Source organism: Rahnella sp. PCH160, from assembly GCF_047784855.1.
In the GTDB taxonomy this organism is placed as follows: domain Bacteria; phylum Pseudomonadota; class Gammaproteobacteria; order Enterobacterales; family Enterobacteriaceae; genus Rahnella.
Window position 1 is genome coordinate 4,005,142 of record NZ_JBLOGT010000001.1, and the last position, 26,345, is coordinate 4,031,486.

25 protein-coding genes and 1 pseudogene are annotated in these 26,345 nt (G+C 53.0%); 7 read left to right on the plus strand and 19 right to left on the minus strand.

What is annotated here, in order from left to right:
* Positions 1-379: 379 nt before the first annotated feature.
* The 5 genes from ACM5QY_RS18505 to ACM5QY_RS18525 form a co-directional block, all read right to left on the minus strand.
* Complete coding sequence (locus ACM5QY_RS18505) at positions 380-1,096, minus strand: ABC transporter ATP-binding protein (protein ID WP_416122139.1); 717 nt, start codon at positions 1,094-1,096, stop codon at positions 380-382.
* Entirely contained in the window at positions 1,093-1,986 is an 894-nt protein-coding gene (locus ACM5QY_RS18510; RefSeq protein ID WP_416122140.1) for an ABC transporter ATP-binding protein, read from the minus strand. Before ACM5QY_RS18510 ends, ACM5QY_RS18505 begins: the two co-directional genes overlap by 4 nt.
* Entirely contained in the window at positions 1,983-3,272 is a 1,290-nt protein-coding gene (gene livM, locus ACM5QY_RS18515) for a high-affinity branched-chain amino acid ABC transporter permease LivM (RefSeq protein WP_416122141.1), read from the minus strand. Before livM ends, ACM5QY_RS18510 begins: the two co-directional genes overlap by 4 nt.
* A gap of 9 nt (positions 3,273-3,281) precedes the next feature.
* Complete coding sequence (locus ACM5QY_RS18520) at positions 3,282-4,196, minus strand: ABC transporter permease subunit (RefSeq protein WP_416122142.1); 915 nt, start codon at positions 4,194-4,196, stop codon at positions 3,282-3,284.
* 61 nt (positions 4,197-4,257) lie between these two features.
* On the minus strand, positions 4,258-5,382 hold the full coding sequence (locus ACM5QY_RS18525) for a branched-chain amino acid ABC transporter substrate-binding protein (protein ID WP_416122143.1): 1,125 nt from the start codon (positions 5,380-5,382) through the stop codon (positions 4,258-4,260).
* Between the two features lie 434 nt (positions 5,383-5,816).
* On the opposite strand from ACM5QY_RS18525, the gene ACM5QY_RS18530 reads away from it, so the two are divergent.
* Entirely contained in the window at positions 5,817-6,032 is a 216-nt protein-coding gene (locus ACM5QY_RS18530) for a YgdI/YgdR family lipoprotein (protein ID WP_416122144.1), read from the plus strand.
* A 101-nt stretch (positions 6,033-6,133) separates the two neighbouring features.
* Positions 6,134-6,832 carry an RluA family pseudouridine synthase gene (locus tag ACM5QY_RS18535; protein ID WP_416122145.1) on the plus strand — a complete coding sequence of 233 codons (699 nt, stop codon included), beginning with the start codon at positions 6,134-6,136 and terminating at the stop codon, positions 6,830-6,832.
* Positions 6,833-6,870: 38 nt separating this feature from the next.
* Here the strand turns inward: ACM5QY_RS18535 and ACM5QY_RS18540 are convergent, their stop codons facing one another.
* The 7 genes and pseudogenes from ACM5QY_RS18540 to ACM5QY_RS18570 all read right to left on the minus strand — a co-directional run bounded on the left by ACM5QY_RS18540 (position 6,871) and on the right by ACM5QY_RS18570 (position 15,601).
* Entirely contained in the window at positions 6,871-7,410 is a 540-nt protein-coding gene (locus ACM5QY_RS18540) for a DUF2058 domain-containing protein (RefSeq protein WP_104922483.1), read from the minus strand.
* 84 nt (positions 7,411-7,494) lie between these two features.
* Positions 7,495-8,175, minus strand: a complete 681-nt coding sequence (locus ACM5QY_RS18545) for a DUF2931 family protein (RefSeq protein ID WP_416122146.1) — start codon at positions 8,173-8,175, stop codon at positions 7,495-7,497.
* A gap of 38 nt (positions 8,176-8,213) precedes the next feature.
* Entirely contained in the window at positions 8,214-8,900 is a 687-nt protein-coding gene (locus ACM5QY_RS18550; protein ID WP_416122147.1) for a DUF2931 family protein, read from the minus strand.
* Positions 8,891-10,827, minus strand: a pseudogene (locus tag ACM5QY_RS18555) (phospholipase effector Tle1 domain-containing protein). Before ACM5QY_RS18555 ends, ACM5QY_RS18550 begins: the two are co-directional and overlap by 10 nt.
* 211 nt (positions 10,828-11,038) lie before the next feature.
* On the minus strand, positions 11,039-12,013 hold the full coding sequence (gene hemB / locus ACM5QY_RS18560) for a porphobilinogen synthase (protein WP_416122148.1): 975 nt from the start codon (positions 12,011-12,013) through the stop codon (positions 11,039-11,041).
* A 215-nt stretch (positions 12,014-12,228) separates the two neighbouring features.
* On the minus strand, positions 12,229-14,328 hold the full coding sequence (locus tag ACM5QY_RS18565; protein WP_416122149.1) for a peptidase domain-containing ABC transporter: 2,100 nt from the start codon (positions 14,326-14,328) through the stop codon (positions 12,229-12,231).
* The gene (locus tag ACM5QY_RS18570; protein ID WP_416122150.1) at positions 14,315-15,601 is read right to left on the minus strand and encodes an HlyD family secretion protein; all 1,287 of its coding nucleotides are present in this window, start codon (positions 15,599-15,601) and stop codon (positions 14,315-14,317) included. The genes ACM5QY_RS18565 and ACM5QY_RS18570 overlap by 14 nt, the downstream gene beginning before the upstream one ends.
* 422 nt (positions 15,602-16,023) lie before the next feature.
* Here ACM5QY_RS18570 and ACM5QY_RS18575 point away from each other — a divergent pair, with 422 nt between their 5' ends.
* The gene (locus ACM5QY_RS18575; RefSeq protein ID WP_416122151.1) at positions 16,024-16,215 is read left to right on the plus strand and encodes a chemotaxis protein; all 192 of its coding nucleotides are present in this window, start codon (positions 16,024-16,026) and stop codon (positions 16,213-16,215) included.
* Between the two features lie 64 nt (positions 16,216-16,279).
* Here the strand turns inward: ACM5QY_RS18575 and ACM5QY_RS18580 are convergent, their stop codons facing one another.
* The 6 genes from ACM5QY_RS18580 to pspA all read right to left on the minus strand — a co-directional run bounded on the left by ACM5QY_RS18580 (position 16,280) and on the right by pspA (position 20,390).
* Complete coding sequence (locus ACM5QY_RS18580) at positions 16,280-17,347, minus strand: TIGR01620 family protein (RefSeq protein ID WP_416122152.1); 1,068 nt, start codon at positions 17,345-17,347, stop codon at positions 16,280-16,282.
* The gene (locus ACM5QY_RS18585) at positions 17,344-18,741 is read right to left on the minus strand and encodes a YcjX family GTP-binding protein (protein ID WP_416122153.1); all 1,398 of its coding nucleotides are present in this window, start codon (positions 18,739-18,741) and stop codon (positions 17,344-17,346) included. The genes ACM5QY_RS18580 and ACM5QY_RS18585 overlap by 4 nt, the downstream gene beginning before the upstream one ends.
* Entirely contained in the window at positions 18,716-18,967 is a 252-nt protein-coding gene (locus tag ACM5QY_RS18590; protein ID WP_416122154.1) for a phage shock protein PspD, read from the minus strand. The genes ACM5QY_RS18585 and ACM5QY_RS18590 overlap by 26 nt, the downstream gene beginning before the upstream one ends.
* 81 nt (positions 18,968-19,048) lie before the next feature.
* The gene (gene pspC, locus ACM5QY_RS18595; RefSeq protein WP_416122155.1) at positions 19,049-19,408 is read right to left on the minus strand and encodes an envelope stress response membrane protein PspC; all 360 of its coding nucleotides are present in this window, start codon (positions 19,406-19,408) and stop codon (positions 19,049-19,051) included.
* Positions 19,408-19,635 (minus strand): envelope stress response membrane protein PspB, encoded by a 228-nt coding sequence (gene pspB, locus ACM5QY_RS18600; RefSeq protein WP_129990422.1) that lies wholly within the window; start codon positions 19,633-19,635, stop codon positions 19,408-19,410. Before pspB ends, pspC begins: the two co-directional genes overlap by 1 nt.
* Positions 19,636-19,718: 83 nt before the next feature.
* On the minus strand, positions 19,719-20,390 hold the full coding sequence (gene pspA, locus ACM5QY_RS18605; protein WP_416122156.1) for a phage shock protein PspA: 672 nt from the start codon (positions 20,388-20,390) through the stop codon (positions 19,719-19,721).
* Positions 20,391-20,623: 233 nt separating this feature from the next.
* On the opposite strand from pspA, the gene pspF reads away from it, so the two are divergent.
* Positions 20,624-21,628 carry a phage shock protein operon transcriptional activator gene (pspF, locus tag ACM5QY_RS18610; protein WP_416122157.1) on the plus strand — a complete coding sequence of 335 codons (1,005 nt, stop codon included), beginning with the start codon at positions 20,624-20,626 and terminating at the stop codon, positions 21,626-21,628.
* 225 nt (positions 21,629-21,853) lie between these two features.
* On the opposite strand, the gene zigA is transcribed toward pspF, so the two are convergent.
* Complete coding sequence (gene zigA, locus ACM5QY_RS18615) at positions 21,854-23,041, minus strand: zinc metallochaperone GTPase ZigA (protein ID WP_416122158.1); 1,188 nt, start codon at positions 23,039-23,041, stop codon at positions 21,854-21,856.
* 221 nt (positions 23,042-23,262) lie between these two features.
* Here zigA and sapA point away from each other — a divergent pair, with 221 nt between their 5' ends.
* From sapA to ACM5QY_RS18630, 3 genes are all read left to right on the plus strand, one after another.
* Positions 23,263-24,927: an ABC transporter substrate-binding protein SapA gene (sapA, locus tag ACM5QY_RS18620; RefSeq protein ID WP_416122159.1), complete on the plus strand. Its 1,665-nt coding sequence runs from the start codon at positions 23,263-23,265 to the stop codon at positions 24,925-24,927.
* Positions 24,924-25,889: a putrescine export ABC transporter permease SapB gene (sapB, locus tag ACM5QY_RS18625; RefSeq protein WP_416122160.1), complete on the plus strand. Its 966-nt coding sequence runs from the start codon at positions 24,924-24,926 to the stop codon at positions 25,887-25,889. The genes sapA and sapB overlap by 4 nt, the downstream gene beginning before the upstream one ends.
* Positions 25,890-26,074: 185 nt before the next feature.
* Entirely contained in the window at positions 26,075-26,344 is a 270-nt protein-coding gene (locus ACM5QY_RS18630) for a hypothetical protein (RefSeq protein WP_416122161.1), read from the plus strand.
* The last annotated feature ends 1 nt before the right edge of the window (position 26,345 follow it).

Here is a 26,345-nt window from a genome sequence, read left to right on the forward strand (position 1 = left end):
GCGCCGACGGTTCAACGCATCGAATGAATGGCCCTTCGCCATTCACTTCATCCTTGATCCTTGAGACAGGAAAATTCATGCCAAAAACGGACAGCGTTATATAGCCCGTTGTCCACTGGGGGTCAACGTTTTAACGCTGCGTCAGGTCATTGATTCGTCCTAAAAAACTCATCTTTAACAAATTTTTGAAGGTTAACTCTGCATGATAACTCAGAAATTTAACTTTCTGGTCACCAATTTGTAAGAATTGCATGATAACGGAATACTGTGAGAAAAATGTGGAGGGGGGTTTGAAATTGAGAAATTCAGAATAAACCTTATGGGAAATGCCTTGCTGGCCACCGCGAAATATGTGGCGTGGCAGCAAGGCAAAAGAGGATTAAATGCCGCCTAAATAGGCTTTTCTGACCTCCTGATTGTGTAGCAATTCGTCCCCGGTTCCGCTCAGACGTATCTGCCCGTTAACCATCACGTAACCCCGGTCGGAAAGCTTCAGGGCATGATGTGCATTCTGTTCCACCAGGAAAATAGTCATGCCGTTGCGCGCCAGCTCCCGCAGCGTCTGGAAAATCTGTTTGACGACGATGGGTGCCAGCCCGAGGCTCGGTTCATCCAGCAATAGCAATTTCGGACGGCTCATCAGCGCACGCGCTATCGCCAGCATTTGCTGCTCACCGCCGGACATGGTCATCGCCCGCTGTTTCCGGCGCTCTTTCAGACGGGGGAATAAATCAAACATCGTCTGCAAATCTTCCGCCGCGTATTTATTGCCCACCGGAATGGTGCCCATCAGCAGGTTCTCTTCGACGGTCATGTCGGGGAAAACCCGCCGCCCTTCCGGCGATTGCGCAATCCCGGCCGACGCCACAAAGTGCGTGGACTTACGGCTGATATCTTCCCCGCGAAACAGAATTTGCCCGTTCTGCACGCGCGGCTGCCCGAAAATTGACATCAGCAGCGTCGATTTGCCTGCGCCGTTTGCGCCGATCAGCGCCACCGTTTCACCCTCGTCAACCTGCAACGACACGTTTTGCAGCGCCTGGATCGCACCGTAAAAAACATCGACCTCACGAAACTCCAGCATCGTATCGCTCATAAGCTGACCTCATCGTCTTCATCAGCGCCGAGATAAGCGGCGATCACTTTTTCATCGTTCTGAATAGCCTGCGGAATGCCCTCGGCAATCACGTCGCCGTGGTCGAGTACGATGATGTGATCGGAAATCTCCATCACCATACCCATATCGTGTTCGATCAGCAGCACGGTGATGTCATGATGATCGCGCAGAAAACGGATGATTTTGCTCAGCGTGCGCGTTTCAACCGGGTTCAGCCCCGCCGCGGGTTCATCGAGGCAAATCATTTCCGGCGCGGTACACATCGCCCGGGCGATTTCCAGACGCCGCTGTTGCCCGTACGACATTTCCCCCGCCAGCCGGTTAGCGCAGTCCACCAGCTCCACCACTTCCAGCCAGTAAAATGCACGATCCAGCGCCTGATTTTCCGCACGGCGATAGCCCGGCGTATTCAGCACACCGGCAATCAGATTGCGGTTAGTTTGCATATGCTGTGCCACCAGCAGGTTTTCGACGACGGACATTTCGCGGAACAGACGGATGTTCTGGAACGTCCGCGCCAGCCCGGCGCGGTTCACCAGATGTGTTCCGCCGAACATTTTGTAGAAAATCCGCTGCCCGAGCTGGGCCGGTTTGACCCAGTCACTGGCCTGGAATTTCTGCCCGAGCACCTGAATCACATTGGTCGTGCGGCGCTGCGTATTGAGTAAAATATTGCCGCCGGTCGCCTTGTAAAACCCGGTCAGACAGTTAAATACCGTGGTTTTCCCCGCGCCGTTCGGGCCGATTAATGCGGTGATTGAGCCGCGTTTCACGTCCAGATTGACGTCATTGAGCGCCCTGATCCCGCCAAAATGCATCATCAGATGTTGCACGCTGAGAATGTTGTCATGATTCAGAGTCTCACTCATGGCGCGACGCCTTTACGCACGGTAAACCCGCTGCGGCTGATACGGATTAACCCGCGCGGCCGCCAGATCATCATCAACACCATCAGCACGCCAAACAGCAGCACGCGGTATTCCGCAAAGCTGCGCAACAACTCCGGCGCTACGGTAAGAACAAACGCCGCCAGCACCACGCCGAGGGTCGAGCCCATACCGCCGAGCACCACAATGGCGAGGATCAGCGCGGATTCAAAAAAGGTGAATGACGTCGGGTTAACGAATCCCTGATAGGTGGCAAAAAATACCCCGGCAATGCCGGCGGTTGATGCGCCAAGCGTAAACGCCGAAAGTTTTACCAGCACATGGTTCAGTCCCATAGCGCGGCAGGCGATTTCGTCCTCGCGCAGCGCTTCCCACGCGCGGCCAATCGGCATCCGGGTCAGACGATGTTTGATAAACAGCACCAGCAACACCACCAGAACCAGCACCGCGTAGATGAAAATAAACTTCATGTTCGGGTTGTAGGTCAGATGGAAAAACTCATGAAACGGCACGCCGCCCTCTTTCGCGTGCCTGCCGAATTCCAGCCCAAAAAAGGTGGGCGGCGGCGCGGACACGCCGTTCGGCCCGCCGGTAAACGACAGCCAGTTGGTCAGCACCAGACGGATGATTTCCCCGAAACCGAGCGTCACGATCGCCAGATAATCGCCGTGCATACGCAGCACCGGGAAACCCAGCAGCGCGCCCGCCAGTGCAGCCATGAGCGCCGCCAGCGGCAGCATCGACCAGAACCCGAGGCCAAGATACTGATACCCCAGCGCCAGCCCGTACGCGCCAATCGCGTAAAAAGCCACGTATCCGAGATCTAACAACCCCGCCAGCCCGACCACGATATTGAGCCCGAGGCCCAGAAGGACGTAAATCAGCCCTAAAATCGCGACGGTCAAAATGTATTTCGTGGCCACGAACGGGAAGAAAATTGCCAGCACCAGAATCAGCGGAATGACCCAGCGCAAGTGACTTTTGTAATCCGGCGGACGCACATACACTCCCGCGCTGTCCGCCTCGAACCGCGCACGCATTTTCTGCCCTGACGGCGTTTCCAAAAAAGCGCTGAGCAGGAAACGTCCGAGCATCACCGCGGCGATAATCCACACCAGCCGCTGGCTGTGGAATGTAAAACTGTAGCCATCAAGTACCACGCCCACCACCGGGCCGAAAATAATCAGCGCAACCAGCCCGGCAAAAATGGCATCGAGCACACAACGTTTGAGCGAAAAACCGCTCCTCACCTCAGTTTGTGACGTCATTTTTTCCCCTCACACTTTCGTCACGACCGGACGACCCAGCAGGCCCTGAGGGCGGAAAATGAGGATCACCACCAGCAATCCAAACGAAAAGACATCTTTATAATCCGAGTTCACCATGCCCGAGAACTGCGCCTCGGCGATCCCCAGAATCAACCCGCCCAGCATCGCGCCGGGCAACGAACCAATGCCGCCCAACACTGCCGCCGTAAATGCTTTGATACCGATGATGAATCCGGCGTAAAAATCAAACGTGCCGTAATTCATGGTGACCAGCACGCCCGCCAGCCCGGCCATCGCCGCGCCAATCATAAAGACCAGCGAAATGATACGGTCGGTATTGATACCCAGAATCGACGCCATTTTGCGGTCCTGCTGCACGGCGCGACACATCCGCCCGAGCTTGGTATTACTGATAATCCACGACAGCACCAGCATCCCGACGAAGGAAGCCAGCAGAATGAACAGCTTGGTGTACGTCATTTGCACGAAACTGTCGCCAATATGGAAACGCAGCGCGCCATCAAACATCGTCGGGATCCCCTGCTGCCTCGGGCCCTGGCTGATTTGAGCGTAGTTTTGCAGGATGAGCGACATCCCGATGGCGGAGATCAGCGGCGCGAGGCGGGTAGAGTTTCGCAACGGTTTGTAGGCGATGCGTTCAATCGCCCAGCCATAAACGCCGGTCACCACAATGGTGAACACCAGCGTGCCGAGGATCAGCAGCGGAAAGGAGTGCAATCCGAAGAAGGAAAGTAGCGCCAATGCGATGGCGCACAGGTACGCAGAAATCATGTAAACCTCGCCGTGGGCGAAGTTAATCATGCCAATAATGCCGTAAACCATGGTGTAGCCGATGGCGATCAAACCGTAGACAGCGCCGAGCGTGATGCCATTAAACAGTTGTTGCAGAAAGAATGAATCCATAAATACGCAGTCTCTTTTTGCGACCGCGTTCGCCGGAACGCGGTCTTTGTCTGATATGGTTTTATTCTTTCACTTCCTGGTATTTGCCTTTGTCATCCCACTTATAAACGACATAGTCGGAAACTTTGAGATCGCCTTTGCTGTCCCAGGCTTTCTTGCCCATGACGGTATCGACGCTGTTGGCTTTCAGCCAGGCGCTGGCTTTGGCGGAATCCGTCCCACCAGTGGCTTTGAATGCGGCGGCAATGGCCTGAACCGACGCGTAGGAATAAAGGGTGTAACCTTCCGGCTCGAATTTGCTGGCGCGGAATTTATCGATAACGGCCTTACCGTCCGGGATCAGGCGCGGGTCTTTGCCGAAGGTCATCAGAATGCCGTTGGTGTATTGCGGGCCACCGGCAGCGGTCACCATTTCCTCGTTGACGATACAGTCGCCGGAGAAGAAGGTCGCCTGAACGCCCTGTTCACGCATCTGACGTACTAACGGACCGGCTTCCGGATGGCAGCCGCCGAAGAACACCACATCCGGTTTTTGCGCACTGATTTTGGTCACCAGCGCGTTGAAATCTTTTTCACCGCGAGACAACCCTTCGTACATCACCTCTTTCACGCCACGTTTGTTGAGCGCCGCTTTGGTGGCGTCCGCCAGCCCCTGCCCGTAGGTGTCTTTGTCGTGGATGATGACCACTTTTTTGGCTTTCAGTTTGTCGATGATGTAATCGCTGGCCACTAACCCCTGCTGATCGTCGCGGCCACACATGCGGAACATGTCACTCATGCCGCGTTCGGTGATTTGCGGGTTGGTGGATCCCGGCGTGATGGCAATAATTCCGGCGTCGTTATACACCTCGGAGGCGGGCATGGTGGAGGAAGAACAGAAATGCCCGACCACGGCCTGCACTTTATCCTGATCGACTAAACGGTTGGCCACCGCCACCGCCTGTTTCGGTTCGCAGGCGTCATCACCCTGCACCAGTTTAATTTTTTCGCCATTAATCCCGCCTGCGGCATTAATGTCTTCGGCAGCCTGCGTGGCCCCATGCCAGTACTGATCACCGTAAGTCGCATTCGGCCCGGTAAACGGACCCGCGACGCCAATCACAATATCCGCACGCGCGGAGAAAGCGGTCACCAGACAACCAGCCAGCAACAAAGAGAGCGGACTTCTCATAAATTTCATCGACATCGTCATGATCCTTAGCACTGTGTTTGAGTAGAAACCTGAACTAAAAAGAAAATTCTGAAGCTTAATTTTGAAATTCAAAGCCGTTGCCAAAAGACGAAAAGTTTCCCGAGGTTGAATCAACGAATAGAAACTTAAGCAAAATATCTGCCAGTGTTTCCAAACCGCTGATAATGTGTCGGGCTCTGTGAGTATAGATAGCGCTCAGCCCGCGTTACGGGCAACTCACAGAAACGACGACGGGATCACACCGCACTGCGCTGGTGCTGAGAAACAGGTGAAAAAGAAGATAGCGAAAGCCTATGCACCAAAATGAACCTTGATAAATCAGTCACTCAGTTCACACAATTACGCGTGGTGACATTTTTATCCTTTGCTTCTTACGGCGGGTTGTTTTGTAATGCGGGCAGATGATTGCAACGGGAAACGACTGAACAATGAAGATATTATCCTGCCTGACGGCGATAGTTGTGGCGATGACCTTAACCGGTTGCGCCAGAGACTATGTGATCAACACCAAATCCGGTGATCAACTTTTTGCCCACGGCGAACCTGACCGCGATCGCGATACCGGCATGACCAGTTACACTGACATGAACGGCGATTATCATCTGATGAATACCAATGATATTGCGGGCATTGTGAAAAAATAGGCGCTGCGGTTTACGTGATGAGAAGCAGAGATCTGCGCTAATTCTGGCAGTCGGCTGAAAATTCGTTATCATCTTCCCCCACTTTCCAGCCGGGCTGCCTGATGTCTGCGATTATCGATACTTTTATTGCCCCGCCGTGCCATGACGAGATTGCAATTCTCTTCCAGGATGAGCATCTGGTGCTCATCAATAAACCCTCCGGGCTGCTCAGCCTCTCGGGTAAAAATCCGCAAAATCTCGATTCGGTGCATTACCGGCTGGTTAAGATATTCCCCGGCTGCACCCTGATTCATCGTCTGGATTTCGGCACTTCCGGGCTGATGGTGATTGCCCGCAACAAGGCGATTAACGCTGCTCTCTGTCACCAGTTCAGCCAGCGCACCGTGACAAAAATGTACAGCGCACTGCTCTGCGGGCATCTGAACGACAACGAAGGGGTGATCGACGCGGCGATTGCCAAAGATCCGGCGCTGTTCCCGCTGATGTCGATTTGTGCGCTCACCGGCAAGCCCGCGCAATCGCGCTATCAGGTCATTGAACGCTTTGAGCAAAGGTTAGAAGACGGGACGTTACTGCAGTTGACGCGGGTGCAGCTCACCCCGGAAACCGGGCGCACCCATCAGTTACGCATTCACTGCCAGCATCTGGGGCACCCTATTTTGGGCTGCGATCTGTATGGCGGCCGTCTGTTGGCGGGGACAGAACACACGCCCCGACTGATGCTCCACGCCAGCGAGCTGGATTTTATTCATCCCGTCAGCGGAGAACCGGTCAACGCGCGGTGTAACAGCCCGTTCTGAACATGCTATTGATTACATAAACAAACGTAAATCAACCCTTACCACATCAAATCATCAGGCACTTTAAAGTCAGCATACGGATCTTCTTCATCCTGCTCTTCCTGACTCAGCGCACTGTTTAATACGATACTGTTGGCATCCCGCTGGGCAATTTTATCGGCCACGATGGCGGGAATAATCGCGTATTCACTTTCACCCGTTTTCTCCGCAATCAGACGCGCAATAGCAAGACGCCCGCTGATCAGCTGAGCCTGCGTCGTCTTATCCACAAATATCTTTTTGATTAAATTATTGTCGGTGAAGTTAAAACCGATATCACCTTTTGCAATATCAATTTTGTTCATTTCAATAAGCTGCTTCACCTGCGCTTTATATTCTTTCGATAACGCCGCTTGTTTTTGCTGTTCGTTGAGCAGCTTATCGCGCTCAAGCTGTGCCTTTTTATTTTCTTCCACAGCCGCTCTGGCTTCACGAGCCTGAACTCGTGATTTTTTAGCCGTTTTTTCGACTTTGGCCATTTTTTTGCTGGTCACTAAACCCGCTTTAAGCAATTGCTCTTGTAAGGACAGTTTTGTCATTTTCGTTTCTAAACCCGTTGAATAATTTCAGGGATTATACCTGCAATTTTCGGGGCAGTGCCAGTTGTGACCGGCTCTGAGTATTCACCACGCCCCATAGGGATAGGTTTTTCCTTTAATGAAATCTTTGATGTCCTGATCGTAGCCGTAAGTGAAATCACTTTTTGTTATCCCTTTGCACACATCCAACTTATCGCCCGAGAGCGTTTGCAGCTTAATTACGGGAACCGGATAATTGACCCCACCCGCGCTGTTTTGCAGCCAGACTCTGACTTTTCCTTCCGGTGCCAAGCCGAATAACATCGTGTCATACCAGGCCGTGTTGCCGAACATGTCCTTACCGTTAGAAATCCGCATTTTCTCCCACACTTCCTGCGGGAAAAACAGGCTGGTTTCGTAGGTTTTCATGTCAATAATGGAGTCCCAGCAGAACACCATATATTGCGGAGGATGGCTGGCTTTGTTGAAATGAGTACCACGTTGAACTTTATCGAACCATTTTCCCACGCTGTAAGGATTACTTTGCGTTCCGTCCAAGGTGTTAAACATATTCAGGTAGCCAGCAGTGTCGACAATCCTTACATGAGTCACGGTTGCGGGAAGAGCCTCTGGGGTAAAGAATGCAAAACCCCATTTCCCGTAAGGCAGTGACCAGTCTCCCTCAGCGACCGGTGCCGAGCGACCCTGTGTTTGTTGTGCTGCCTGCAAGTGACAGCCGGTAAGGCTCAACACGAATAGCAGAGAGAAAATCCCTTTTAAGACCATAGTTTTTTACCGTCCATGTTGTATACCGTGTGTCAAATTCACCATTCGCCGTAAGGGTATGTTTTCCCTTTGATGAAGTCCTGAGTCTTTTGGGTATAACTATATCCTTTAGAATGCCGGGTAATCCCTTTGCACACATCCAACTTATCGCCCGAGAGCGTTTGCAGCTTAATTACGTGTACCGGGTGATTGGGATAATCACCGACGTCCTGCAACCAGACTCTGACTTTTCCTTCCGGTGCCAGCCCGAATAACATCGTTTTATACCAGACCGTATTGCCTGAGCGGGCTTTGTGGCCGGCTGGAGTCCGCATTTTCTCCCACACTTCCTGCGGGAAAAACAGGCTGGTTTCGTAGGTTTTCATGTCGATAATAGAATCCCAGCAGAACACCATATATTGCGGAGGATGGCTGGCTTTGTTGTAATTCACGGTTCCACTCCGGCTTTTATCGCTCCAGCGCCCCACAATATTGGGGTCTTGATGAGTTCCATCCAGCATATTGAATGTATTCAGATAACCGGCAGTATCGACAATACGCACGTGCGTCACCGTCGCCGGTAATGCCTCAGGAGTCAAAAAAGCAAACTCCCATTTCCCGTAAGGCAGTGACCAGTCACCTTCTGCAACCGGTGCTGAGCGACCCGGTGTATGTTGTGCTGCCAGCGAGTGACAGCCAGTAAGGCTCAACACGAATAGCAGAGAGGAAATCCCTTTTAAGACCATAGTTTTTTGCCGTCCATGTTGTATACCGTGCGGGCCCACTTCTCGTCAGGCCGGTTGGTAAAACTGATGAGTTCTGCCGGTGATGCTCCGCCCTGCACGACACCATCTGCATTTGTGACGACAGCGTTCCAGTTCGCCGAGCAGTGAATATAATCTCTGGCGATCAGGTCAATTTCATGAGGAGTAAAGCCGTTCGGAGTTGGGCCAAGGCGAGTTGCCTTGCCAAATGCAATAGCCTTGGTGCAAAACGAAATCAGTTCACTTGGGAGCGTCAAATCATCATCGTCCTGAATTTCCTCAAAAATGCCCCGGCCTCCTGAGCGGCATCGAGCATGACTCTCAGCACCACCTTCGACCAGTCATTTTTCACCACCCTTCCGCGCATTGTCAGTGCAGCAAAACTGCGTTTTTGAAAGTTTCCGTAACGGTCCTGCGGCATCCGGTCGTCATACCAGGTTTCAGGTGACACTGAGTTTGTGCATACGATGGGGGCCACTGTGGGGGCAACCCCCAGGATTTCCCGGTCGTCGATTGCCTGCCTGTAAACCTGTGTCTGATCTCCCGGTGTTTGCAGTTTTACGGTCTCCACCCGCGGGCGGCTCAGGTAGATATTTTCCTGTTCCTGAGGCAGATAACCACCACCGATATCCGAATGTACGCCGGGTAACGCCAGCTCCGGCCACGCCTCTTTTATGCTGTTGGAAGCAAAGTTAAAGCGGCATTCGTTCTGCGCCGTAATCTGGAACACTTTCTCTGCGATCCCGGGCCGCAGAACAATATTGACCTCACCGGTATCGGCTGTGTGCGGATTCAGGCCATTAGCAGGCGTACCAATGGCCGCGACGGTATCGAAGAGGCCGATAAAACGGTTTTTCCCGGCAGGCATACCGTGATATTCCACCTCACCGATCCCCTGACGAATAGCCGTCACGATTGCAGCGTCTTCAGAGAAGACCCGGTTAGCGAAATGCCGGGCGGCGGCGGCTCCGCGGCTGAAGCCGAAAATATCGAACTGTAGAGTTTTTACAACAATATCTTCATATCCGGGGATATTATCTTTGGCGGCAATAATTGCCTGCGCTAAATTTGCTACTGCGTCATCCGTTTTCGCGACCACCCCGGTATCTGATATTCCCAAGCCCAGACCCACGGTGCTGTCCGGGCTGCCCGCTTTTGTGCCAATCCCCTCAACATAAATTGCTCTTTGAACGTGCGCACTCTCTGCTGAGAAGTTTTGTTGATACAACGTATTCAACCAATGCACGTTGGTGTAATACCCGGTGTAACTGGTGGCACCAGAACCGGAAAACCCCATTTGCCTTTTCCCGCATTGCGCTAATACCGACTGAGCATCTTTATCATTTAAATTAAAATGTTCACTGTTGCAGGCTTTCAGCATGTTTTCGGTATTGACCGCGTTATTGCCCGTGCCGTCGAAAAACACGCCTATCGTCAGCGTGATTTCACGTTTCGGCTTTTCGTCAGATGGCGATGACTGTTCAGGAGTGTTTTTAAATTGGGAAGGTTGAGAGTTAGGTTGCGTTTGTTTATTGCGTCTGGCGGACTGCGCATGTTGGTCGGGTTCTTCGCTGTCGTCGGGGCGTGGGTTTTGCCAGCCAGCAAAGCCGTCTGTTTCAGGCAGTATTACCGATTTCTTTTCATAACCATTTTCGATGGAAGGAATAAAGGTCGACCCGCAGGGACAAGAGCTGTTGCTGTGCAACGTTCCCGCAAGCAATAAACCTTCATTGCGTCGTTTGGGCAATCCGCCGACGATTTCAAACTTTCCTGGAAATTTACCGTAGGTGACTTTATCGCCAATGCGTGCTCCGGGCATACCGTGAAACCGCAGCGTAGCGCTCCCGCTGATAATCTCGCCGCCACATGTCGTTTTATCGCCGATTCTAAGAAAAAATCCCTTTGCCATAGTGAATGTCCTTTTATTTTCATTTAAATAAATGAAATCGGGATATCACTCTACGCCTGGCAATTTAAGATATGAAATACGAAATCAGAGGTAGTTTTACATGAACTATTTCTGCGCTGAATAGCTCCAAAAAAAGGGGTTCATGTTTAACATGATCCCCTTTGATACCGGCGTTTAGCCCCGTCATTGAACTTTATCAGTTCACCTGGAATTAAATCCCGTTTTCAGCAATATCCATCGCAAAGTACGTCAGGATAATATCTGCGCCCGCACGTTTGATCGCGCCGAGGCTTTCACGTACAACGGCACGTTCGTCGATGGCACCGGCCTGCGCGGCGAATTTGATCATCGCGTATTCACCGCTGACCTGATACGCCGCCAGCGGCAGACGGGAGGCTTCGCGGATATCGCGGATCACGTCCAGATACGCGCCCGCCGGTTTCACCATCAGCGCATCGGCGCCTTCCTGCTCATCCAGCAGTGACTCGCGCACCGCTTCGCGGCGGTTCATCGGGTTCATCTGGTATTGCTTGCGGTTGCCTTTCAGCACGCTGCCGCCCGCTTCGCGGAATGGCCCGTACAATGAGGACGCGAATTTGGTTGAGTACGCCATGATTGATGTATCAATAAAACCGGCTGCGTCCAGCGCGCTGCGGATGGCCTGCACCTGACCGTCCTGTGCGGCGGAAGGCGCGATAAAATCAGCACCGGCAGCAGCGGCAACGACGGCCTGTTTGCCCAGATTAATGAGCGTCGCGTCGTTATCCACGCCGTGATCGTGCAATACGCCACAGTGGCCGTGCGAGGTGTATTCGCAGAAACAGGTGTCGGACATCACGATCATTTCAGGCACGGTGTCTTTACAGATACGCGCCATGCGGGCGACCAGACCTTTTTCATTCCAGGTGTCGCTGCCGGTCGCATCCATGTGATGCGAAATACCGAAAGTCATCACCGAGCGGATACCGGCGCGGGCGTAGCGTTCAATTTCAAACGCCAGACGCGATTCGGGAATGCGTAAAACGCCGGGCATGGCTTCGATGGGTACGTATTCAGAGGTCTCTTCTTCTACGAAAATCGGCAGTACCAGATCGTTGACGCTGAATTCAGTTTCCTGAAAAAGAGTGCGCAGGGATTCGGACTGTCTCAGGCGGCGAAGGCGTGAGCTCGGGAACTGATTCGACATGAAAACTCCTAAAAATTAATCTGTTGCGCTGATATTTTTTAGAAACAGGAGCGCAGACAGTTCAGACGGCAGGAGGCAATGCAGCGCCGTCAGACGATGAAGCCCGCATTTTATAATAACTTTTAAACAAATGATGAACTTTCCGTGAGGAGATGTAACAGAGGCCGCATTTTTGGAAAGGCGATCCCAATTAAAGGGATCGCCGGAGAGAGGATTTAGCCGAGTTTAATCTCACGATCGGCTGAGGCAATCGTCGATGGCCGGTGCGCGATGAATATCCGCGTGATATCCAGTTCGCTTATTGCCTGATTGATACGCGCTTCATTGTCGAGATCCAGATGACTGGTGGCTTCATCGAGGAACAAAATGGCAGGACGGCGATACAACGCGCGGGCAATCAGCAGCCGCTGTTTCTGGCCGCCGGACAAGCTGCCGCCCAGTTCGCTGATCAGCGTTTCGTAGCCCATCGGCATACGTTCGATGTCGTCATGGATGTTGCAGCGGCGCGCGCAATCGATGATCCGCTCTTCATCTTTTGCCTCGTCAAAGCTGGCGATGTTCCCGGCGATAGAACCGGCGAACAGCGTATCATCCTGCAACACACAGGCGATGCAGTTGCGGTAATTGTTCAGCCCGGCGGAGGTGATATCCATGCCGTTGATCAGAATGCGGCCTTCGGTCGGCGAGAGTAAACCGGTCATAATTTTCATCAGCGTGGTCTTCCCCTGCCCCGATGGCCCGGTGATCGCCACACTTTCTCCCGCCGCCACCGACAGGTTCAGGCCATTAATCAGCGGCGCGGAAAGGCTGTCGTACTGAAAGACCAGATCCCGCACGTCCAGCGACGCCGCTTCGCCCGCCCGCAACAACTCACGCTCCGGCAGGGATTTCTCGGTATCCGTCAGCGCAATATCCGCGATACGGTCGCGGTGCAGCGAAAGCATCCGCAGCTGTAACACCATGTTGAGCAGGTTCGCCGCACGTTCGGAAAATTGCCCGCGGTAGGTGTTGAACGCCACGAACATCCCGAGCGTCATGTGCCCGTCGATCACCTGCGTTGCGCCGAGCCACAGCAGCGCGACCTGATCGAGCGTGGCGATCAGCGTGTTCCCGCCGGTAAACATCATTTCAAATTTGGTTTTACGCACCGTTGCATTGGCGTTATCAATGTTCAGATTGAGCCAGAAGTTGGCACGCGCTTTCGATAATCCGAGCGCTTTCAGCGTGCTGATGCCGTACAACGTTTCCATAAAATGCGAACCGGCGCGCGCGCCTTTCACGATTTGTTCTTCCGAAACCTGACGATACGCGTTGTACGTCGTGAGGCGGAACACCACGTAAACGGCGGTAAACCCGAGGATCACCCAGATCAGCCAGCCGCCGTACAGCACCATCATGACGATCAGCCCGACCGACATAATGCCGTCGATAATGCTGTTCACGACGTTGGTGGTCAGCGTGGTACGCAAGGTATCGAGCGAGGCAAAGCGCGACTGAATATCGCCGAGTTTACGCTTTTCGAAGTAGTCGAGCGGCAGTTTCAGCAGGTGGTCAAACAGCCGCGCTTTCCACTGCACGTCAATCAGCGTGCTCATGACCAGCGAGGTCCAGGCGCGCAACAGACTGACGCCGGTGCGGAAAATAATGAAGAACAACAGACCCAGGCAAATCAGCGTCAGCAGATCCGGGTCTTTCGCCGGGATCACGTGGTCCATGACCAGCTGCATCCCGACCGGCAGCAGCAGGTTGACGGACTCGATCATCAGCGACAGGCAGAAAATCTTGGTCAGCGCAGGCATCAGGCCGCTGACGTTACCGATCATTTTTCGCAGATCTAACCGGACGCGCGGTTTTTCACGGGTGAAACCGTTGTCCGGCCACAGCTCCAGCGCAACGCCGGTGAAGTGCTCCGAAACCTCACGTATGCCCAGCGAACGCCGCCCGAATGCAGGGTCATGAATAATCACTTTGCCCTGCCTGACGCCGACCAGCACCACGAAGTGGTTGAGATCCCAGTGTAAAATGCACGGCGTTTTAAGGGCGCTAAGCTCGTCGATATCCAGCTTCAGCGCGCGGGATTTCAGTTCATTGGCGGTGGCAATATCCATCAGCATGCGCAACGTTGCACCGCGTGATGAAATGCCATAACGCTGACGCAGGCTTTGCAAATCGACATGTTTGCCGTGATAGCCACACACCATCGCCAGACAGGCCAGACCGCATTCGGCGGCTTCGGTTTGAATGATTTGCGGCACCCGGTGGCGCCAGCTGAAATGCAGGCTGTCAGCCAGCTCGCGTACGTTATCGAGATTCATTGATTGGCCCCACCACACTTTTCTTCATGCTGTAATACGGAGACAACATCCACTGATACAGCGGCCTTTTCTCCAGGAATAGGGTTGATTCAGCTTTCATACCGCTGGATAAATTCAGCGATTCGCCGTGCCAGTTCATGGCTTTTTTATCCAGTGAAACAATCACTTTGTAATAGGGGCCGCTGACCGTGCCGTTGGCCGTGCGCGGCGCGCTGGCGTAGGTATTCAGCTCCTGTTCGGAAACGGGGGCAGAAGAAATGGATTCCACTTTTCCGGGGAACTGGCCATATTTTTCAAACGGATAGGCTTCGTAGCGAATGTTGATATGTTCACCGGCTTTCACGTAAGGCACGCTTTCATTCGGCAGCCACGCGACCAGAAAGAACGGGGAGTTTTTGGCCGGCACCAGCTGCGCCAGGCTGTCACCGGCGTTAACCATCTGACCCGGCGTGACGCTCAGGGAGGAAATTTTGCCGGACGTCGGGGCGGTGATCAGCAAAGAACCTTTCGCATCGGCCTGTGCCAGCTGACGTTCCAGATCGTTGCGCTGATAACCGTATTGTGAAATCTGATTGTCAAATTCGGCGGCGCGCGTAACCAGCTCGCTGCGCAGATTGGTTATCTGTAAGGCTTCCTGAATCGCCTGCGTGTTCAGGCTCTGGAACGAGGTTTGTTGCTGATAAAACAAGTACCGCTGGTTGTTCAGCTGGTCGGTATTGATCAGCCCTTTTTTCTGATATGCGCCGTAGTTCTGCATGCTTTTTTTCATGGCATCCAGCCCTTCCTGCGCCGAATCCACCATGCTTTGCGAGACCTGATGCGCCTTCTGATACTGGTCCAACTGCTGTTGCAGATTCTCCAGCGTTTCCTGCTTATTGTGCTGAAGCTGCACAATAATGGCGTCGATTTGCTCGCGCTGTTTTTTGATGGCAGCCAGCGTGGTGGTGCTGACATTCCCTGCTTGCGTTACCCGGCTGACGTCGATTTCATACAGCGGCTGGCCTTTTTTAACCGGTTTTCCGGTATCGACATACAAACCGGTAACTACGCCCTGTTCCGGGCTGAATAAATTGATGCTGTGCGGCTGAGTAATAATTTCACCGCTGACATTAATCCGTCGGGTGTAGTTTGCGAAGATTAGGAATATCAGTAATGCCAATATAAAAATGGCTGTCAGTGAAGTCACAATCCATAAAGGCCAGCCGGCGAGTAATAAAGCTTTACCCGCCCAGTGATTTTGCTGATGATCATTCACCTCTTTGCGAAAAAGCATATTTTATGATCCGGAAAAACAGAATCCCGAAAAGATAGCAGCCACAAAACCGCCTGCCACCGCGATTACTCTGAAACAGGATAATCCTTTATTTTCGTGATGAAATTTTCACCTCTGTAAATTATCAGGCAGATAGCATTTCAGTCGTGCGGAATTATTAATAATGAAAGTGAATAAGCCTGATTTTTGTTCTAAAAATAAAAAACTCAGACGCACAAGACTATTAATTTAATTTTAAAACAACGGGTTAACTACATTTTATCATTTAGGAGATTATTCCTAGTCAAATTTCAGTCGTGGTGTTCTAGGCTTAATCCCCGTGAAGACATTGCGTAGAAATTATCTCCATAGCATTACTCAATGTTTTCATCGCCCCCGGAGTATCGGGGACTTGCTTTAACAGATTAAAAGGAAGGCCTAAGATGAAACAATTAACAGAACATGATATTGAAATGGTTAATGGTGCGGGTTGGTCGGAAGATGTGAATAAAGTTGCCGATCGCCTCTCAAACTTTGGTCAGGACGCGGTGAGTGACACCAGTAATGCGGTGAACAAGGTGTATTCACAAATTTCCGATGGTCTTGCTAAAGCACAGAACTATCTGACAACCTAGTGATTAAAGGTTATTCAGCGTAATCCAGGCCCCGCTCTCGCGGGGCTTTTTTATATCACAATGGTCAAACACCGGATTTCGTTTTATCCGTTTTCACCATGCTGTTTTTCAGCTTACCGACCAGTTCCTTACGGAAATCGCCGAGTTTAGGTTTGTCACCTTCCAGCCACGGCAGCGGGCGGCACAGTTCCATGGTTTTGATACCCAGACGTGCGGTCAGCAAACCGGCACCGATCCCTTGTGCGGCTCTGGCCGAAAGACGCGCCGCCAGATCCTGCGACATCCAGTCCATGCCCACTTCGCGTACCAGTTCGGACGCTCCGGCAAATGCCATATTGAGCAGCACCAGACGGAATAACCGGATGCGGCTGTAGTAGCCCAGTTCAATGCCGTAGAGCACCGCAATGCGGTTCACCAGACGCAGGTTTCGCCAGGCGATAAAGGCCATATCCACCAGCGCCAGCGGGCTGACGGCGATCATCAGCGCAGACTCCGCCGCAGAATGGCTGATTTCCCGGCGCGCCTGCGCGTCCAGAACCGGCTGGACTAGCCGGGCATAAAGCTCAACCACTTCCCGGTCGTTTTGCGTTTCATGCAACGATGCCTGCCAGCGCTGCAATGCCGGATGGCTGTTGTCCAGCCCCGCCTGCGCGGCCAGTTTTTCACAGAATGCACGCCCCTGCCCCAGCCCGTGGCTGTGCAGTAAATCCCGCGCCTTGTCACGCTCGTCGGCACGCTGACGCAGGCGATACAGACGTCGCCATTCGGTCGCCACGGAGCCCACGCCCGCGACGATAATCAGGCCGCCCGCCGTGCAGGCCCCGAGCGCAACCCAGTCCTGCTGAATCCACGCCTGATGCACCCATTGCACGCCCTGCGCCAGGACGCTGATGCCCAGCACCGCAACGCCAAGCCGCACAATTCTGCTCCATAAACTGCGGCGCGGTTTGAGCGCGCGGCTGAGTACGGCTTCGGCTTCGCCCTCTTCCTGCTGTTCATCGGTTTCGGCGGTCACCGGAATAAAGCGTTCTGAAATCATCTCGTCAAAGGCCTGAGCCGGTTTGATCATCGGATCCGCAGGCGCTTTTAATTCCGTTTCAAAATCGATACGCGGTTTTAACGGTTCGCTCATCGCATTTTATCTCCCAGTAAAAACTCCATCACCGCATCCAGACGGATGTGCGGCAACGGCGTGTCCACGCTCATTTCACGCGGACGAAACTCGTCAAAATGAAAGCCCTGTTTTTGCCAGAACGCCGCGCCCGGTAAGCGTGCAGGTACTTCGCCGGGGAATACCGTCAGCGGTGTGCCATCCTGCAAACGGTGGCCTTTCAGCGCGGGCAGGCTTTGCCCCTGATATTCCACCCTGCCGGTTTCTGTCGCCTGCACGGAAGCCAGCCCGGCACAGTCCATGCTAATGCCTTCGAACGCCGCGTTCTGCCAGGCTTCCTGCACCAGTTGCTGTAAAAGCGAAACCAGATTCGCATGCTGATCGCCGGTGATGTGGTCGGCTTTGGTGGCCGCAAACATCAGTTTATCGATGCACGGATTAAACAGGCGGCGGAACAGCGTGCGTTTGCCGTAGTGGAAACTTTGCATCAGTTGGGTCAGCGCCAGACGCATGTCGTTAAACGCCTGCGGCCCGCGGTTCAACGGTTGCAGGCAATCCACCAGCACAATCTGGCGGTCAAACCGGACAAAGTGTTCTTTATAGAAACCTTTCACAATGTTCTGGCAGTAATAATCAAAACGCGCGCGCAGCATGCCGAGATTGCTGTTTTTGTCCGCCTGCGCCAGCTGAGCGTCGCTGTACTGATGCATTTCCGGCCACGGGAAAAACTGCAATGCGGGCGCACCGGCTAAATCGCCCGGCAGAACAAAACGCCCCGGCTGGATGAAATGCAGACCTTCGGTTTTGCAGCGGATCAGGTAATTGGTATACGCCAGCGCAATCGCACCCAGCAGATTTTCATCGGCAGGTGCCAGCGGGTCACATTGCTGGCACAGATCCAGCCACGGCTTCGCCCATTCAGCGCGATCGCCCTGCAACAGCCCCGCCATCTGGCGTGACCAGTCGAGATAATTTTGCTCCAGCATCGGCAAATCCAGCAGCCATTCGCCCGGATAATCGACAATTTCCAGATACAGCGTCGAGGTGTCTTTGAAGTGGCGAAGCAGGGAATCGTTGGAGCGGTAACGCAGCGCCAGCCGGATTTCACTGACACCGCGCGTAGGCGTCGGCCACGCGGGCGGCGTGCCATAAAGTGACGCCAGACCTTCATCATAAGCAAAACGCGATACGCCCAGATCACGCTGCGGAACGCGTTTCACGCCGAGCAGACGCTCTTCCCGCGCAGCCGAAAACAGCGGCAGACGTGCGCCACTGTGCATATGTAAAAGCTGGTTAACGAATGCGGTGATAAAGGCTGTTTTTCCGCTACGGCTTAAACCAGTGACGGCCAGCCGCAGATGCCGGTCCATGCCGCGATTGATCAGTGAACTAAAGTCGTTTTGTAGTCTTTTCATTGCTCTCCCTGGCGTAGCGCCCAAACAGCGCGGTCAAAATTCGTTTAAATAACGGTTCTAATAGTAGTGCCAAAACGTACCGGAGTGGACCTTTTCCCACCACGCCGAGCACACGCGCTGCCAGCCCGGCCGGGCCAAAGGTCAGCGCCAGCGTGATGACCACGCTGAGAATTTTGGAAAACCCGCTGCGCTTACCCGGCAGCGGGGAATTCAGGTAACGGGCCATAAGGTTTCCTTAAGCGGACGTGAGGGAAAAAATAGCAGCCGGAGCGATGTCCGGCGGCCAGAGGCGTAGTGAAGAATTGGGCTAAAGCTGGCGGAAGCGGCTGCGTACGCCAAAAGTTTCTGAGGTGACGTAACGTTCAACCTGGCGCAAACGCTGCTCGCTGGCTTTCAGCTCGCGGTCGGCTTCTTCCAGTAAACTGCGCGGCGTCGGCGCGGTGTCTTCGTCATATTCACTGGCCGGAACCGGATCCAGCACGTAACTCAGAATGATGTAAGCCACCAGCGTGAACATGAACAGGCCGAAGAACACCGACAACACCGCCATGATGCGTAACAGTTTTACAGGCACACCAAGATAGTGCGACAGCCCGGCCAGCACGCCTTTCACCACGCCCTCTTCCGGCACGCGGTACAACTTTTTCTCAGATAAGCGCGTCGCCATTATGATTGCCTCCAGCCCGGATGTTCGGCATCCAGAATTTCTTCCAGCGCCTGAATACGTTCGCGCATACGTTGCGCTTCATGGGTCAGGCTCGAGAGATTTTGCATCTCATGCTGACTGAGCTGGCTGCCATTTTGCTGGCGATTGCTGTAGTGAAGCCATAACCAGACAGGCGCCACGAATAATACGAAAATGGTCAGCGGGATAGCTAAAAACAGGAAGCTCATTATTTATCCTTAATTCTGATGAGTCTTATGGGTGCGTTAATCCTGCATAACCTGCCTGCGAACAGGCAGGTTTATCCGCAAAATTATGCGTCCTGGTTACCGTTCATTTTGGCTTTCAGGGCAGCGATTTGTGCGCTGATTTCATCGTCTGCTTTTAGCTCAGCAAACTGCTGATCCAGTGATTTCTTTTTGCCGATGCTGACGCTTTCCGCTTCTGCTTCCATGTGATCGATACGGCGTTCGAACTGTTCGAAACGCGCCATCGCTTCATCAATTTTACCGCTGTCGAGCTGACGGCGAACGTCACGAGAAGAAGCTGCCGCCTGATGGCGTAAAGTCAGCGCCTGCTGGCGGGCACGGGTTTCAGTCAGTTTGCTTTCCAGCTCACCAATTTCTGATTTCATGCGATCCAGTGTTTCACCCACCACGGACACTTCGTTTTTTAACGTCGTCACCAGCTCGGACAATTTCTGTTTTTCAATCAGCGCCGCACGCGCCAGATCGTCTTTGTCTTTGCGCAGGGCCAGTTCAGCTTTGTCCTGCCATTCAGTCTGCTGGGCTTCGCCCTGATCAATGCGGCGGATCAGCTGTTTCTTTTCTGCCAGCGCGCGGGCGGACGTTGAACGCAGCTCCACCAGCGTGTCTTCCATTTCCTGAATCATCAGACGAACCAGTTTTTGCGGATCTTCTGCTTTATCCAGCAAGGTGTTGATGTTGGCGTTAATGATGTCAGCGAAGCGAGAAAAAATACCCATAATCGAAATTCCTCTTTGATTCTGTATGGTTTCCGGCCAATTGTTTACCGGTTAAAGCCGCAGGAAAATTTTCATCCTCGGCGATAAATACATATCAGGATCCGTGCCAACTTTTTAAAATCATTATCCTCATGAATAAATTGAATTTTTTATTTTCGTCTCTGCTATGCTTAATTTCCAAGATGATTATTTTCACTAAGAGTTAGTGTGTTTCACCACACAAGGAAGGCCTCATGACTGATAACACAGATAATTTACTCGGCGAAGCGAATGCGTTTATCGAAGTGCTGGAACAGGTTTCGCAGCTGGCGAAGCTGAATAAACCGGTGCTGGTAACCGGTGAACGCGGCAGCGGGAAGGAACTCATCGCACACCGTCTGCATTATCTGTCACCGCGCTGGCAGGGGCCGTTCATCTCGCTCAATTGCGCCGCGCTCAATGAAAATCTGCTGGATTCCGAGCTTTTCGGCCACGAAGCCGGGGCGTTTACCGGCGCACAAAAGCGTCATTTCGGGCGCTTCGAACGGGCAGACGGCGGCACATTATTTCTTGATGAGCTGGCGACCGCGCCGATGCTGGTGCAGGAAAAATTATTGCGCGTGATCGAATACGGACATCTGGAACGCGTCGGCGGCAGCCAGCCGTTACAGGTCGATGTGCGGCTGGTGTGCGCGACGAATGATGATCTGCCGGCACTGGCCGCCGCCGGAAAATTCCGCGCGGATTTGCTCGACCGGCTGGCGTTTGACGTCGTTCAGCTTCCGCCGCTGCGTGAGCGCCAGCAGGACATCATGTTGCTGGCTGAGCATTTTGCCATCCAGATGTGCCGCGAACTTTCTCTGCCGCTGTTCCCCGGTTTTACCGACCATGCCCGCGAAACGCTGATGCGCTACCGCTGGCCGGGCAATATCCGCGAACTTAAAAACGTCGTGGAACGTTCGATGTACCGGCACGGCACCAGCGATTTCCCGCTGGCTAACATTATTCTGAATCCGTTTGCTCAGCGGACGGCGTATTCCGCACCGGAGGAACCGCGTGAGAGTGTTTCGTTACCGGCGTTGCCGCTGGATCTGAAACAGTGGGTTACCGGACAGGAAAAAAATCTGATTGAGCTGGCTCTGCGGCAGGCGCGTTTCAACCAGCGCAAAGCCGCTGAGCTGCTAAGCGTGACGTATCACCAGTTACGCGGGATGCTGAAAAAACACGAAATACAGGTAAATGCGCAGGAAAGTGACTGAATGACAGGCAAAAAAAAGCCAGCACCCGAGCTGGCTAAGTAATACTGGAAGCAATGTGAGCAATGTCGTACCTCGCGATTAACGCCCCTGGCGGGACACCTCTCGTCCGGTAAAAAGAATGATAATGGTTCTCAGTATCGTCTGTAAAGTGTTTTGTTGAGAATATTTCTCATTACCACACTGTTTTTACGGCCACTTTTTGAACAACCTTAACGTCATTACGGTCTACCACTCAGGGAAAGGATCGGCCATCGCCATCCAGCTTTCGATCCCTTCTGCCATCTGTTGCTCGCTCAGCAGACACGCATCCAGCCGGTGAATAATCTCTTCTTTATCCAGATGCTGACCGATGAACACCAGCTCCTGACGCATGTCCCCAAACGGCTCAACCCACTTTTCCATGATTTGCTGCCGGGTTTCTTCATCCTGCGGCCAGTCATTTTCGGGCAATGCGCGCCAGAAAATTCCCGCCATGCCATAACGTGCGATGCCGCCCGCCTGACTCCACTGCCCGGCAAAACGCGGTCGCGTCGCCAGCCAGAAAAAACCTTTCGAGCGTAACAGCGTCCCGCCGCCCCAGTCACCGTGCACCACGCGGTAGAATTTATCCGGATCGAAAGGCCAGCGCGCAGTGTAGACAAAACTGCTGATGCCGTACTCTTCGGTTTCCGGCGTATGCTGACCGCGCAATTCCTTCAGCCAGCCCGGTGCCTGCTGCGCTTTGGCGAAATCGAAAAGGCTGGTATTGAGCACGTTTTCCAGCGGCAGGCTTCCCGGTGATATAGGAATGATATGCGCTTCCGGGTTCAGGCTTTTGAGTAATGCGATAACCTCCCGCTGTTGCTGGCTGTCGAGCAAATCCGTTTTACTCACCAGCAGCACGTTACAAAATTCGATCTGGTCGATCAGGAGATCGGTCACGCTGCGCGCATCGTCCTCGCCCAGATTTTCACCCGCTTCCTGTACGCTGCGGGCTTCCTGATATTGCTGCATGAAATTGACACCATCCACAACGGTGACCAGCGTATCGAGCCGCGCAAACTGCGAAAGGCTTTCCCCGTTTTCATCTTCAAACGTAAAGGTTTCCGCCACCGGCAGCGGCTCTGAAATCCCGCTCGATTCAATCAGCAGATAATCAAACCGCCCCGCCTGCGCCAGTTCACGCACGGAAATCAGTAAATCTTCCCGCAGTGTGCAGCAGATGCAACCGTTGCTCATTTCCACCAGTTTTTCCTGCTGGCGGTCGAGCGTGATTTCGTTGGAGACCAGCGCCGCATCAATATTCACTTCACTCATATCATTGACGATCACCGCGACGCGCATACCCTGACGGTTATTCAGAATATGGTTCAGCACGGTCGTTTTCCCCGCGCCCAGGAAGCCGGAAAGCACGGTGACGGGCAGTAAAGACATCGTTAACCTCGAATCAGAAGACCGCGCAGGCAAAATACTTCGCCTGCAACTATTGTTATAATATAACATATCAATGTCGGCGTAATTTCAAGGGTTTTCTGAAGGAACGAATAAAATCTGCGCGAAGGGCCGCAGGATTTCACCCTGTTTTGTGCAATGGATTGGGGTACCTCGCAGAGTACGGTACACTTAAGGCATTGCACCTTAACTTTGAAGCCTTTATGCGTCGTCTAACTTTGTGGATGCTTTTACTGAGCAGTTTGTCCACAGCAGTTTTTGCTGAGACTGCTCCAACACACGCCAGCCCGACGGTTGCCAGCGCAACGGATAAAGATATCCGCCAGAGCGGCTTTGTCTATTGCGTCAACGGAATGGTCAATACCTTCAATCCGCAAAAGGCCAGCAGCGGGCTGATTATCGATACGCTCGCCGCACAACTGTACGACCGGTTGCTGGACGTTGACCCGTATACCTATCGGCTGATCCCTGAACTGGCGCAAAGCTGGGAAGTGCTCGACGACGGTGCGACCTACCGTTTCCATCTGCGCAAAGACGTGCCTTTTCAGAAAACCAGCGGGTTTGCGCCCACACGTAAAATGAACGCCGATGACGTGGTGTTCAGCTTCCAGCGCATCATTGATCCCAATAACCATTTCCACGGCGTTAACGGCGAAGAGTACCCGTATTTCGACAGCCTGCAATTTGCCAAAGCCGTCAAAAGCATTAAAAAGCTCGATGACTATACGGTCGAATTTCGACTGAATAATCCTGATGCCTCTTTCCTCTGGCATCTGGCGACCCACTACGCACCGGTACTTTCCGCTGAATACGCGGCCAATCTGACGAAGTCAGGTAATGAAGAAGAAATAGACCGCCAGCCTGTTGGCACCGGTCCGTTCCAGTTGGGCGAGTACCGCGCCGGCCAGTACGTGCGTCTTGAACGCAACGGGCAATACTGGAAAGGTACACCGCGCATGGCGCAGATTGTGATCGACATGGGCGTCGGCGGTACCGGACGTTTGTCCAAATTACTCACCGGCGAATGCGATGTCCTGGCGTATCCGGCGGCCAGCCAGCTGTCGATTCTGCGCGAAGATCCGCGTCTTCGCCTTTCGCTGCGTCCGGGCATGAACGTCGCCTATCTGGCGTTTAATACCAATAAAGCGCCGCTCAACGATCCGCGTATCCGTCAGGCGGTTGCGCTTTCTATTAATAACCAGCGTCTGATGCAGTCGATTTATTACGGCACGGCAGAAACGGCGGCGTCAATTTTGCCGCGCGCTTCGTGGGCGTATGACAGTAATGCGCAGGTAACGGAATACAATCCGGCCAAAGCCAGAAAAATCCTCAAAGATCTCGGGCAGGACAAACTGAACCTGCATCTGTGGGTACCCACGGCGTCGCAGTCGTTTAACCCGAGCCCGCTGAAAACCGCCGAGCTTATACAGGCGGATTTAGCACAGGTGGGGATTAAAGTGACGATTGTGCCGGTTGAAGGCCGTTTCCAGGAAGCCAAGCTGATGGAAATGAATCACGACCTGACGCTGACCGGCTGGTCGACGGACAGTAATGACCCGGACAGTTTCTTCCGCCCGATGCTCAGTTGTGCAGCGATTCATTCGCAGACCAACTATGCTCACTGGTGTGATCCGGCGTTTGATGAATTACTGCGTCAGGGCCTGTTGTCACAGCAACTTTCGCAGCGCATTGAGTTTTATCAGCAGGCGCAAAAAATCCTCGAACAGGAATTACCGGTGCTGCCGCTGGCTTCCTCTCTGCGTCTTCAGGCTTACCGTTACGACATCAAAGGGCTGGTCCTGAGTCCGTTCGGTAACTCTTCATTCGCAGGCGTCTTCCGTGATGACGAAGGAAGGAAAGCACCATGATTATCTTCTCGTTACGCCGCATTTTATTGCTGCTGGTCACGCTGTTTTTCCTTAGTCTGGTAGCGTTCAGCCTGAGCTATTTCACGCCGAATGCGCCGTTGCACGGTGCGTCTTTGTGGGACGCCTATCGCTTCTATTTTATGGGGCTGTGCCAGTTTGATTTTGGCGTCTCCAGCATCAACGGCGAAAGCATTACTTATCAGCTGAAAGCGGTGTTCCCGGCCACGATGGAACTGTGCGTTCTGGCCTTCGCGCTGGCACTGTTCGTTGGGATCCCTCTGGGGATTCTGGCGGGCGTAATGCGCGGGAAATGGCCCGATGTAGCCATCAGCAGCCTGGCGCTTCTCGGTTTCTCCATCCCTGTTTTCTGGCTGGCCGTTCTGCTGATGCTGTTCTTCTCACTACAGCTCGGCTGGCTACCGGTTTCCGGCCGTCTTGATTTATTGTATCAACTGAAAACCGTGACCGGTCTGACGCTGGTGGATGCCTGGCTATCACATTCGCCATATCGCCACGAAATGATCATCAGCGCCATCCGCCACATGATTTTGCCGATAGCTGCACTGGCTGTTGCGCCGACGACTGAAGTGATCCGCCTGATGCGTATTTCGACTGACGACGTGCTGGCAAAAAACTACGTGAAAGCCGCCGCCACGCGCGGGTTGTCACGCTTTACCATTATCCGCCGCCATGTTTTACGCAATGCACTGCCGCCCATTATTCCCAAACTGGGCCTGCAATTTTCTACCATGCTCACGCTGGCGATGATTACAGAAGTGGTCTTTAACTGGCCGGGCATTGGCCGCTGGCTGATAAACGCCATTCGCCAGCAAGATTACGCCGCGATTTCCGCCGGTGTGATGGTGGTCGGCTCGCTGGTGATTGTCGTCAACGTGCTTTCGGATATTCTCGGTGCTCTGATGAATCCATTGAAACATAAGGAATGGTATGCCCTTCGATAGGTGATTCTTAATTTTTAAATATCATTTATAAATCATGTAGTTATTAATGTTAATAATCAAAAAACACCGTTAAAGCACACATTCATGTACACAGTGCGTTTGTAAACCCCGCATAATTCTTTGACCGTTTCCTCATGTAGATATACTGTATTTATACACAGTATATTTGCATGAGCGATCATCACATGAAAAACCAAGACGAGTTCGGTGGCATGCGTTTGCTGGCTGACTTTCAAACAGCACATAGCGCCTTCGGTGAGTTTGTACTTCTCAAATCCTCTTTCGTGGATACGTTGTCAGGCATTGCAGATTTCAAGGCTGAAACTTATCCAGATCAGCAAGTGATGATCCGCCTCAAAGAAGCAAAAGCACTTATCTCTGAATTGCAGAAACGGGTCCAGTACATCGAGGCCGGTATCGAAGATGCCGGTACCAGTTCCACTTTTTTAGATTGAG

Bases quoted from the DNA above. Each gene is read 5' to 3' on its own strand.
- ACM5QY_RS18505 (WP_416122139.1), bottom strand. From the start codon at position 1,096: ATGAGCGATACGATGCTGGAGTTTCGTGAGGTCGATGTTTTTTACGGT.
- pspB (WP_129990422.1), bottom strand. From the start codon at position 19,635: ATGAGCTTCCTGTTTTTAGCTATCCCGCTGACCATTTTCGTATTATTC.
- ACM5QY_RS18630 (WP_416122161.1), top strand. From the start codon at position 26,075: ATGAAAAACCAAGACGAGTTCGGTGGCATGCGTTTGCTGGCTGACTTT.
- pspF (WP_416122157.1), top strand. From the start codon at position 20,624: ATGACTGATAACACAGATAATTTACTCGGCGAAGCGAATGCGTTTATC.
- ACM5QY_RS18565 (WP_416122149.1), bottom strand. From the start codon at position 14,328: ATGAATCTCGATAACGTACGCGAGCTGGCTGACAGCCTGCATTTCAGC.
- ACM5QY_RS18530 (WP_416122144.1), top strand. From the start codon at position 5,817: ATGAAGATATTATCCTGCCTGACGGCGATAGTTGTGGCGATGACCTTA.
- sapA (WP_416122159.1), top strand. From the start codon at position 23,263: ATGCGTCGTCTAACTTTGTGGATGCTTTTACTGAGCAGTTTGTCCACA.
- ACM5QY_RS18590 (WP_416122154.1), bottom strand. From the start codon at position 18,967: ATGGCCCGTTACCTGAATTCCCCGCTGCCGGGTAAGCGCAGCGGGTTT.
- zigA (WP_416122158.1), bottom strand. From the start codon at position 23,041: ATGTCTTTACTGCCCGTCACCGTGCTTTCCGGCTTCCTGGGCGCGGGG.
- livM (WP_416122141.1), bottom strand. From the start codon at position 3,272: ATGACGTCACAAACTGAGGTGAGGAGCGGTTTTTCGCTCAAACGTTGT.
- ACM5QY_RS18575 (WP_416122151.1), top strand. From the start codon at position 16,024: ATGAAACAATTAACAGAACATGATATTGAAATGGTTAATGGTGCGGGT.
- ACM5QY_RS18510 (WP_416122140.1), bottom strand. From the start codon at position 1,986: ATGAGTGAGACTCTGAATCATGACAACATTCTCAGCGTGCAACATCTG.
- ACM5QY_RS18520 (WP_416122142.1), bottom strand. From the start codon at position 4,196: ATGGATTCATTCTTTCTGCAACAACTGTTTAATGGCATCACGCTCGGC.
- ACM5QY_RS18525 (WP_416122143.1), bottom strand. From the start codon at position 5,382: ATGTCGATGAAATTTATGAGAAGTCCGCTCTCTTTGTTGCTGGCTGGT.
- ACM5QY_RS18535 (WP_416122145.1), top strand. From the start codon at position 6,134: ATGTCTGCGATTATCGATACTTTTATTGCCCCGCCGTGCCATGACGAG.
- ACM5QY_RS18545 (WP_416122146.1), bottom strand. From the start codon at position 8,175: ATGGTCTTAAAAGGGATTTTCTCTCTGCTATTCGTGTTGAGCCTTACC.
- ACM5QY_RS18570 (WP_416122150.1), bottom strand. From the start codon at position 15,601: ATGCTTTTTCGCAAAGAGGTGAATGATCATCAGCAAAATCACTGGGCG.
- pspA (WP_416122156.1), bottom strand. From the start codon at position 20,390: ATGGGTATTTTTTCTCGCTTCGCTGACATCATTAACGCCAACATCAAC.
- ACM5QY_RS18540 (WP_104922483.1), bottom strand. From the start codon at position 7,410: ATGACAAAACTGTCCTTACAAGAGCAATTGCTTAAAGCGGGTTTAGTG.
- sapB (WP_416122160.1), top strand. From the start codon at position 24,924: ATGATTATCTTCTCGTTACGCCGCATTTTATTGCTGCTGGTCACGCTG.
- ACM5QY_RS18580 (WP_416122152.1), bottom strand. From the start codon at position 17,347: ATGAGCGAACCGTTAAAACCGCGTATCGATTTTGAAACGGAATTAAAA.
- ACM5QY_RS18585 (WP_416122153.1), bottom strand. From the start codon at position 18,741: ATGAAAAGACTACAAAACGACTTTAGTTCACTGATCAATCGCGGCATG.
- pspC (WP_416122155.1), bottom strand. From the start codon at position 19,408: ATGGCGACGCGCTTATCTGAGAAAAAGTTGTACCGCGTGCCGGAAGAG.
- ACM5QY_RS18550 (WP_416122147.1), bottom strand. From the start codon at position 8,900: ATGGTCTTAAAAGGGATTTCCTCTCTGCTATTCGTGTTGAGCCTTACT.
- hemB (WP_416122148.1), bottom strand. From the start codon at position 12,013: ATGTCGAATCAGTTCCCGAGCTCACGCCTTCGCCGCCTGAGACAGTCC.